The sequence below is a fragment of the Deinococcus seoulensis genome (assembly GCF_014648115.1).
Taxonomy (GTDB): Bacteria; Deinococcota; Deinococci; order Deinococcales; family Deinococcaceae; genus Deinococcus; species Deinococcus seoulensis.
Map to the genome: position 1 here is coordinate 78,877 of NZ_BMQM01000017.1, position 9,814 is coordinate 88,690.

At 70.7% G+C, this 9,814-nt stretch carries 3 protein-coding genes; all 3 read right to left on the bottom strand.

What is annotated here, in order from left to right; translation table 11 throughout:
* Window positions 1-3: 3 nt before the first annotated feature.
* The 3 genes from IEY70_RS13035 to IEY70_RS13045 all read right to left on the bottom strand — a co-directional run bounded on the left by IEY70_RS13035 (window position 4) and on the right by IEY70_RS13045 (window position 9,654).
* The gene (locus tag IEY70_RS13035; RefSeq protein ID WP_189065464.1) at window positions 4-435 is read right to left on the bottom strand and encodes a hypothetical protein; all 432 of its coding nucleotides are present in this window, start codon (window positions 433-435) and stop codon (window positions 4-6) included.
* Window positions 432-2,090, bottom strand: a complete 1,659-nt coding sequence (locus IEY70_RS13040; RefSeq protein ID WP_189065465.1) for a hypothetical protein — start codon at window positions 2,088-2,090, stop codon at window positions 432-434. The genes IEY70_RS13035 and IEY70_RS13040 overlap by 4 nt, the downstream gene beginning before the upstream one ends.
* A gap of 64 nt (window positions 2,091-2,154) precedes the next feature.
* The gene (locus tag IEY70_RS13045; RefSeq protein WP_189065466.1) at window positions 2,155-9,654 is read right to left on the bottom strand and encodes a phage tail tape measure protein; all 7,500 of its coding nucleotides are present in this window, start codon (window positions 9,652-9,654) and stop codon (window positions 2,155-2,157) included.
* Window positions 9,655-9,814: the final 160 nt, after the last annotated feature.

A 9,814-nucleotide genomic window follows, 5' to 3' on the forward strand; every position in this document is an offset into this window, starting at 1 on the left:
CTTTCACCAGAGGGGGGCGGGGCCGGTGGGGTTACCACTGCCGTCTACGACCTGGAATTCGGGGTGCGGGCCGATCATTTCCATGGCCAGCAGGTACCCGCGCGCGTAGAAGCTGGTGCCCTTCACGCGGATGCGGGTGATGGGGTACCGCAGGCCGTCGATCTCGGCGTACGTGGCGTACCGCAGGGCGTCCTCGAAGGCGGCGAGGGTGGCGGCGCGTTCGCTGGGGCGGCCGCTGGTGGGCAGCCACGTGTTGAACTTCTTCCAGTGGGGTTCGCGTTCCCCGTCCCCGCCGACCTGCTGTTCGCTGCTCTCCACGGCCCGTTCGACGGTGTCGGCGTACTCGCGGTCGCTGGCGATGGGTTCGACGCGGCCGAGGGTGATGGGCGCCCCGACGGCCAGGTGGATGGTCATGGGGTAACTGGGCTGGGTCATGGGTTCCTCTCGATGTACCCGCGCAGGTCCGTCTGCGCGCCCGCTGCGGCTTCCTGCGTGATCAGGCGCACCAGGCGGGCCGCCTCGCTCGCGCCGGGCTGCTGGAGTTTGATGGTCAGGCGCGTCAGCCCGGCGGCCGTGTGCTCCCCGGCGATCTCGGCGACGTCACCCACGAGGTCCCCGCCGGGGTGGCCGGTCAGGGTGACGCTGCTCAGCGCGGTTGGGAGCGCCGTGACCTTGAACTCGGTGGGTTCCTGCGCGGGCGGGCGCAGGCTGGACTGCGCGATGGTGCTGGTTTTCGCGCGGTCCAGGCCGATGAATTCCAGCGCGTAGAGTTTCAGGCGTCCGGCGGGCACGGTGGGTTGCCCGTCGAAGGTGTTGAACCCGAAGTTCAGGGTCGCGGCGTACGGGGTGGGGGTGTCTGCGGCCCAGGGTTCGGTGCGCAGGCTCGTGAGGAACTCGGCTGGGAGCGGGCGGACGCTGGTCACCTCGCGCACCGCGCCGCCCGTGTCGTCGAGGTGGTAGTCGAACGTCGCTTCCGCCTGGTACGTGGTCGCGCCGGTCGGGTCCGTGAAGGCGTACTGGAGGGTGATCTCTCCGTAGAAGCTGCTGGCGTCCAGGCCGCTCATGTCGAGTGAGTACACGGCGCGCATCCCAACGACCGGGTCGGCGTCCGCGCCGACCGGCACGCGGAACTGGAGGTACGGGGCGCGGGCCGCGCCGTCGTTCGCGGCGTACGTGGTGCCGCTGCCGTCCGTGGCGTTGGCGACGCCCGTGAAGCCGGAGCTGGTCAGGTCGCTCAGGGGGAGGGTGCGGGTGAGGACGTCCGCGCCGTCCGGGACGATGGCGGCGCCCTGCAGGCCGTAGTCCTCGAAGCCGGGCGAGGTGGCTTTGAGGGTGTACGTGCCGGGCTGGTACGGGAGGCCGTACGCGGAGAATCCGCCCCGGCCGAAGGCGTACGCGATGATGGTCCCGGCGAGGTACCCGGGCGGGTACACGGCCACCCTGTTGGGGTTGGTGCCGCTCGCGCGGCTCAGGGCGATCAGGGTCATCTCGGTGATGGCGTCGTCCCCACTGACGGTCAGCAGCCCGAGGCTCTGCACGTCGTTCACGCTGAGGGCCAGGGTGGGTGGTTCCGGGGTGGCGAAGAAGAACCGCCCGTCGGGGAGCACGCCGAACGGCACGCCCCGTTCGGTGTCGAGGGTCTTGCCGAGCGTGTCGAGTGCCTGCCCGAGCTTCCGGAACGGCATGCTGAACTTCGTCAGGGTCCGCCCGGTCAGGGGGATCAGGCTCTCGTCGTACGTGATGGCCGGGTGCCGGTACTGCTGGACGAGGGCGCGGACGATCACGGCGACGTCCACGTTCTCGAAGATTTCGTTCCCGATGACGCGCCGGGTGAGCAGGTCGCTCGCGCCGACGAGTTTCACGTCCCCGAAGTTCGGGTCGCGCGGGTGGGGGCACTCGACGACCGGCCCGTAGAAGATGGGCTGCCCGCCGAGGCTCAGGCGGATCAGGTCGCGGTTCCGGACGCCCAGGGTGGGCGCGCGGGCGCGGAGGGTGGCGGTCACGCCGTCGAGCAGGCGGGTGGAGTTCCAGGTGAACCCGCCGACGATGCCGGTGGGCTGGTCCTGGGTGCAGGTGGCCTTGACGGTCACGCCGTCCGGGGCGATCAGGTCGACTTGCCAGGGCAGGGTGAATCACCTCCTTTCAGGGTGGGGGTCAGGAGCGCAGGAGACGCAGGGCGTAGGAGCGCAGGTCGTTGACCGCGTCGATCTGCACGTGGCTTTCCGCCTGGACGCGCAGGCCGTCGCTGGCGAGTTGCTTCAGGACGGGCGTGGCCTCACGGAACGCGGCGGCGACGTCGGTGGCGGACGCGCTGAAGTCCGTCATGTACGCCGGGGCGGCGCTGACGACGGTGGGCGCGGCGGCGAGGCCGAGGTCCACGGCGGAGTTCCCGGTCTGCCCGACCTGCTCCTGCACGTCCGTGCCGAACTGGCCCATCTTCTCGGCGGCGGGCACGAGGACGGTCTCGTAGAAGGTGGCGAGGGCGCTGTTGCCCTGCGCGATGGCGCCCTGGAGTCCGTTGGCGGCCTCGGCGAGGGCCTGGGCGTTCCCGGATTTCATGGCGGTGATGTACGTGTCCAGGAAGGGTTGCAGGATGCCCTGCATGACGGCGCTCTTCACGAACCCGTCGATCAGCCCCTGGAGGATCTGCTGCCCGAGGCCCTTGCGGACGTCGAGGCCGAGTTCCGCGAAGGACCGTTTGCCCTGCTTGATGCCGTCGAGCATGCCGGTGCTGATGGCGTTGTACAGGGCGTCCCCGAGGCCCTTGGCGATGTCCACGCTTTCCTGGTCGATGCTGGACTTCTTGAAGCCCAGGAAGCCCCAGAACCCGCCGCGACTCTCGACCTTGGCGTACTTGCTGAGGTCGAAGAACTTCACGTCCCTGGTCGCCTGGGAGACCTGCTCGGCGGCTTTCTTGGCGCTGTTCGCGCCGCCCTGGAAGATGTCGATGAGGGTGGTGACGACCGTGGTGACGCCGGCGATCAGCGCGCCGATCCAGTCGCCCTTGGCGAGGGCACCGAGGGTGGCCTGCACGCCGCTCACGAACGTGTCGATCACGCCGTCGATGTCCTCGTCGCCGGTCTTGAACACCCCGGCCAGCCCGCCGATCAGGGCCTGCGCTCCGGCGATCAGGCCGCCCTGCCCGCCGCCTTTCTTCAGGTACGCGGAGAGGCCTTCCAGGCCCGCGCTGATGGTGCCCTGGAGTTTCCCGCCCTTCCCGACGACTCCGGCGAGCATGGTGAGGCGGTCCGCAACGGGATTGCCTTCGCCGGCGACCTTCCCTTCGAGGTCGGTGATGCGTTTGAGGGCGTCGATGTACTCGGGCGTTCCGGCGGCCAGCCCGGTGAGGCGGGCGCGCCAGTAGGCGAGTGCGGCATTCAGTCCGGCGAGGTACGCGGGGCTGCCGTCGCGTCCCTCGGCGTCCGCGAGGGCCTTCTGCGCCTCGGCCAGGGCGAGGGCACTCTCGGCTGCCTGGTCCTGCTGGGCCTGCGTGAACGCATTGGCGGCGTCGTCCCCGGCTTTCGCGGCGGCGAGGGTGACGTTGTCCAGCAGCGTCTGGTAGGCCTGCTGCGTGGCGAGCAGACCGTCCCGGACCTGGAGTTCGTCGGGCGTGAGGTCCTCGTCGCGTTTCTCCGCGAACGCCGCGAGGGCCGCGCGGAGGTCCGCGAGCTTGGTGGTGTACGTGTCCCGCAGCGTGTCGAACTGCGCGGCGGCCTTCGCGCTGGCGCTGGTGGCGTCGTCGGGTTTGCCGACGGCGGCGACGTCCTTCTCACCCTGGGTCAGGAGCCTGTCCGGGTCCGCGACGAGGGACGCGGCGGACTGCCGGACCTTGCCGCTGGCCTGATCGAGCTTGCGCAGGGCCGCGTCGATCTGCGCGACCGCCGCTTCCCCGCTCTTGCCCATGGCGGCGTACGTGGTGCGCCACGTCGCCAGGACGCTGCGGGCCGTGGCGCGCTGCTGGGCGTCCTGGGTGTCGAGGTTGTCCTGCAGGTCCTGGATGCGGCCGTCGATTTCCGTCTTCAGGCCCTCGCTGGTTTCCTTCTCGCTGGCGGTGATCTGCCTGCCGGTGTCGCGTTTCACGGCCAGCACGTAGTCGCGGTACCCGTTCTCGGCGTCCGTGCGGATGCGGCCGAGGGCGAGCTGGTGGTCGCGTTCCAGCAGTTCCCGGACGGTGAGGGTGCTGCCGTCCGCCTGGAGGCGCTGCTGGTCGAGCAGGCCCTGCTGCCGGGCCTCGTCCACGGCCGCCTGGTAGCGGTCGCGTTCGGCGGCCTCCTCGATCGCGCGGGACTGATCGACCTCAGCGCGTTTCGCGGCGAGCAGCTGCGGCTGGTAGCGTTTGCGGATCTCCAGTTTCTGGGCTTCGGTGAGGTCCTCGGCGTCCAGTTCGTCGGCCTGCTGGTTCTCGACGTCGCGGGTGCGTTGTTCGAGGTCGGCCAGGAGGCTGGCGCGGATGCGGCTGGCCGTTTCGCGGTCGAGGGTTTCCAGGGCCGCGTTGAGGGTGCGGCGGGCGTCCTCCTCGGCCGTGGTGCGGTCACTGAGGTTCTTGGCGAGGGTGTTGTTCAGGCGGGCGGTGTTCGCGGCGAGTTCGCGGTCCCTGGCCTGCTCCAGTTCCCGGCGGCGGGCGGCGGTGATGCCCTCCAGGGACAGGAGCTTGCCGTACTTCTCGCGGGTCTGGCGGTCCTCGTCGGCGGCGGTCGCGCGGGCGGCGGCGTCACGGGCGTCCTGCACCCGCTGCCCGAACTGGACTTCCAGCCGCAGGAGTTCGGTGAGGTTGCCCTTGGCGGCTGCCTTGCGGTTCTCGTACTCGCCTTCGGCGGTCGCCTGGTCGGCTCCGGCCTGCGCGAGCTGGCTCTCGGTGAGGGCCTGCTGCGTCTGCGCGTCCGTGAGTTGCTTGCGCTTCCCGATTTCCGCGTCGAGCAGCGCCAGTTTGTCCTTGTCGCCGCCGTTGGCGATGACGCGGGCGCGGGCGTTCTCCAGTTCGGAGAGCGTCCACTTGTCAACTTCGGCGCGGAGCTTCTCGACTTCGCTACGGTGGTTGACGACCGCCTGTCCCTGCGTGGCGAGCGTCTGCCCCTGCGTGATCAGGGCCGTGACGCTGCCCCGCAGCGCGGGCGGGAGGGCGTCCACCTTCGCCCTGGTGTCGGCGAGGGCCTGCTGGTAGCGCTGGAGGCTCTCGGCGGTGACCTTCCCCTGCTGCACCTGAAGGGCGAAGCGGTCGTTGAGTTGACCGGTCTCGCGGATCAGGGTCTGCTGGGCCTTGCTGGCCGCCTCGGCTGCCGCCTGGGCTTTCTTATCGGCGGTGGCCTGCACGCCTGCGCGGCGGGCACGTTCGGCCAGGATGGCGTTCAGTTGCGGCCCGAGCTTCGCGGCGCGGGCGTCGGCTTCCATGCTGGCCAGTTGCGCGGACGTCTTCTTCCGCAGCGCCTCCTTGTACTCGGTGAGGGCCACGCCGCTCAGGGCGACGGTGCGGGCGGCAGCGGCCTGCACTTTGGTACTGGACGCCAGGGCGGCCGCCTGGTTGAACAGCGCCTGCGTGCCCGCCTGGAGGGCCAGGGGAAGTTTCTGCACGCGGGCCTGGAAGTCCTCCATCCGCTGGTTGAAGGCCAGCAGGCTGGCGGCCGTGACCTTGCCCTGGTCGGACTGGAGCTTGAACGCCGCGATGCTCTGCCGGATCTCGCGGACGAGGGTCTCGCGGGTCGCGGCGGCGGCCCTGTCGGCGGCAGTGCCGGCCTTCACGGCGGACGTGCGTTCCCGCTCGCGGCGGGCTTCCTCGGCCAGGATGGCGGTCATGGCCTTCTTGTTGTTGGTCCGCTGGGCTTCGGCTTTCGCCTGGGCGAGTTCCAGGGGGGTGAGGTCCTTGAGGTTCTTCTTGTACTCGGACTGCGCGGCCAGGTCGGCAGCGGTGGTCTTGCTGCTGCCGGTCCCGGTGCCGGTGCCGGGGAGGGTGCGCGTGCCGCTCGGGAGGACGGTGGGGGCCGTCACGACCGGCGGCTTGATGGCCTGCACGGCGGCGGCGGTGGCCTTCGCGGTCTGCCCGAGGGTCTTGATGTCCTGCGTGAAGCCCTGCGCGGCGTCCTGCGCGCTGGCGCGGACGTTGTCGAGGGCCGCGCCGGTCAGCTGGGCGCCGGTGCGGATGTCACCCAGTCCGGCCTGCACGGTCTGCGCCGCGCCGCCCAGGTCGGTTTTCAGGGTGCCGGACACCCCGGCGACGTCCTTCTGGAGTTGCGCGCCGGACGAGCTGACGCCCTTGAGTCCGGACTGCACGTTCCCGAGGGCGCTATTCAGGGCGCTTCCGGCGCCGTTGTCGGCGGTGAAGTCCTTCAGGGCGCCAGAGGCTCCGCTGAGTGCCCCGGCGACCCCGTCGGCGGTGCTCGTGGCGCTGTCCTTGGCGGACGCAGCGGCGGCGGCCTGCGCGCGGTCGTACGCGGCCTGGGAGGAACCGGCGAACCGGTCGATGATCCCGGTGGCGGTACTCACGGCGGCCCTGGCCACTCCGGCCAGGGCGTCCCCGACACTCAGGCCCAGGGCCTTCAGGACGTTCCCGATGGGGGCCAGGATGCGGCTGATGCTGTTGGCGGCTCCGGCGACGATGCTGCTCACGCGGTTGTACGCCTGCACCAGGAAGTCCGCGCCCGCCTGGACGGGCTGCACGACGTACCGGAAGAACGCCCCGGCCACCTGCGACAGCACGCGGCTGACCCCGTCACTGAACTGCCCGTACAGGCGGATGCCCGCCGCGAGGACCTGCCCGGCCTTCTCGACGAACGCGTTCCGGACGGCCAGCAGCAGCGCCCCGAACACCCCGGCGAGGCCCTTCACGATCAGGCCGACGCCCTGCACGTTCCGCCCGACGCTCGCAGCGAACGCCCCGACGTACCCGCCGGCGGCGACGAACACGGCGCGCGCACCCTGCCCGAACGCCTGGATGAGTTTCACGACCCCGGCAAGGATGGTGCCGATGCCGGTCCCGGCGAGCTTGAAAGTCTCCGGGAGGCCTGCCACGAACCGCCCGAGGGCGACCAGGGCCAGGCGGGCGATTCCGGCGCCGCGTGTGGCGGCGTCCGCGATGCCCTGCAGGCTGAGGGTGATGCCGCCCTGCCCGACCCCGAACGCGGACAGCAGGGAGCTGATGGCGGCGATGACACCCTGGAACACGCCGTTGACGACGTTCAGGAGGATGCCGAGGGCGACGGTCGCGGCGGTCTGGATGACCGTCCAGACTTCCCAGAGGACCTTCAGGACGGGGTACAGCACGGAGTCCCACACGGCGCGGATACCGCCGAACACGGTGGTGACGATGCTGCCCAGCCCGGTCATGGCGGTGCGGGCCGAGTCGGCCAGCTGACCGAAGGCGCCCTGGCCTTCCTGCGCGAGCGTGAGCATGCCGCTGAACGCCTCGACGGCCTGCGTGGCGCCGCGCACGATGGCGGCGAGGGCCGCGAGGAACGGCGTGCCGATCTGGATCTTGACCTGCTCGAACGCCGCGCCGAACTGCTTCCCGGCACCCTGGAGGGACTCGAGGCGTTCACGGGCGACGCGGGCGGCTTCGCCCTGCTTCTTCATGGCCTCGGTGTTGGCCTCGATGGCGCGGGGACCTTCGCGCAGCAGGATCTGCGCGGCGCGCAGGGCGTCCTGACCGAAGATCTGCCGGAGCAGTTGCTTCTGCGCCTGCGGGGTCAGGTCGACGAGCTTGCCTTTCAGGTCCGCGATGATGTCGTTGAACGGCCGCATCTGGCCAGCCGCGTCGAACGCGCTGACCTTCAGGGCCTTCAGGGCCTTGGCGCCCGTGTCCACCGGCGCGGTCAGGGACAGCAGCAGGGTCTTGAGGCTGGTCCCGGCGTCCGACATGTTCTTGAAGCCACCCTGCGCGAGGGTGGCCATGACGCCCGTGAACTGCTCGAGGCTCAGGTTCGCGTCACGCGCGACCGGACCGACCGCCGCGATCGCCTGGGAGAGGTCCTGCGCGCCGAGGAAGGTCTTGTTACTGAAGTTCGCGAACACGTCCGCGACCTTGGACAGCTGCGGCGCCTGCAACCCGAAGGCGGTCATGGCACCCACGGCGAGCTTCCCGCCTTCAGCGGCGGTGATCCCGGCGGCCCCGGCGAGTTCCAGGGCGCCCTTGAGGCCCCCGCCGATCACGTCGGCGGCGCTCAGGCCCGCGCGGTTCAGTTCCAGGACCGCGCCGGCCGCCTCGCGCGCCCCGACGCCGAGGGGTTTACCGATGTCGAACGTGGCGGCCGTCAGCTGGCGCAGTTGCTCGGCGGTGGGTTGCGTCAGGGCGCGGATGTCCGCGAGGGTCTGCTCGAACTGCGCGGCCGTCTTGACGCTCGCGGCGATCGCGGCGCCCAGGGCGACCACGGCGGCCGTGACGGCGGCGATGGCGATGGCGACGGGTCCGCCGACCGCGCCGACGCCGCTGAGGCTGCTGCCGAGCGTGCCGGCCTGCGCGGCGGCCGCGCCGAGGCTACCCCCGGCGATCTGCGCGAACTGCGGGAGCTGACGCAGGGCGGCCATGATGCCCCCGGCGAACCCGGCGCCGCTGGGGTTGTTGTTCAGGCTGTTCAGGTTCGAGCGGATCTGCCCGCTCATGCGGCTCAGCTCGCCCATCTGCGCGGTCGTGGTGGTGGTGCGGCGGCCCACGGCGGCGATCTGCCCTTCCAGGCGCTTCATCTCGGCTTCGAAGGCCTGCACGGCGGCGCGTTTCTCACCGAAGCGTCCAGCGGCGGCGGTGGCGCGTTCGAATTCGGCGCGGGCGGCGGCCATGTCGGTCTTGATCTTGGTGATGCTCTGCGCGTTGATGTTCCGCGTGGCCTGCGTGAGGCCCTTCATGGTGCGTTCGAGGGTGGCGGCCTCGCGGCTCCCGGCGGTCAGGGTGGCGGCCATGGCGCGCCCGTCCCGTTCGATGCTCTGGATGCCGCGCAGGTACGTGCGGAGGCTGACCTCACCCCGGTCGTACTTGCCCTTCAGGGAGTCGAGTTCCCGGCCGAGTTTCGCGACGGCGTCCGCCTGGGCGCGCTCGGCTCCACGGGCCGCTTCACGGGCGGCGCGGGCCTGCTGATCCGCCAGTCCCTTCAGGGCAGTGGCGGCCTGACCGCTGCTGTTCCGCAGGGCGTCCAGGCGGGCCTGCTGACTCTGCGTGAGGGGGCCGAGGCCGCGCAGGCTGGCGATCTCCGCGTCGATGCTGGCCTTCAGGTTGCGGGTGGCCTGCTCGAACTGCGTGGTGTTCAGGACGCTGTTCTTCAGGTCGGCCTGCAGGGCGCGGAGTTGCGAGGCGTAGGCGTTGCTGACGCCCGGTCCGCCGCCACCGGCCCCATTGCCGCCGCCACCGCCAGGGCCGCCGCCCAGGCTGCGGATCTTCGCTTCCAGCGCGGTGAGGTCCGTGATCTGCTTGCCGATCTTGCTGATCACGCTTTTCAGGGCGCTGACATCCACCCGCAGGAGGCTTTTCAGGTCGGTGTTCAGGTCCCGGAACGCGGCCTTCACGCCGTCCACCTGGCCGCGCAGCTGGGCCGGGTCGGCTTTCACGTTGATGCGGACGGGTTTGGAGATCGCCTGCAACTCGGCGCGGGCAGCGTTCGCGAACGCCGTCAGGCTGGCCTTCGCGGCCGTGGTGATCAGCGTGAGGTCGATGCGGGCAGATCCGACGTTGGTCATGCGGTGGAACCTCCAGGCAAAAAGGGTGGTACGAAAAAACCGCCCCGTGGGGCGGCGTGGGTCTCGGTTTGGGTTACCTGTCAGGGAAGGCGCGGGTACGCTCAAGGGTCAGGGTGCCCGTGTCCTGCTGGTAGATGATGGCCGCCCAGGGCGGCGGAAT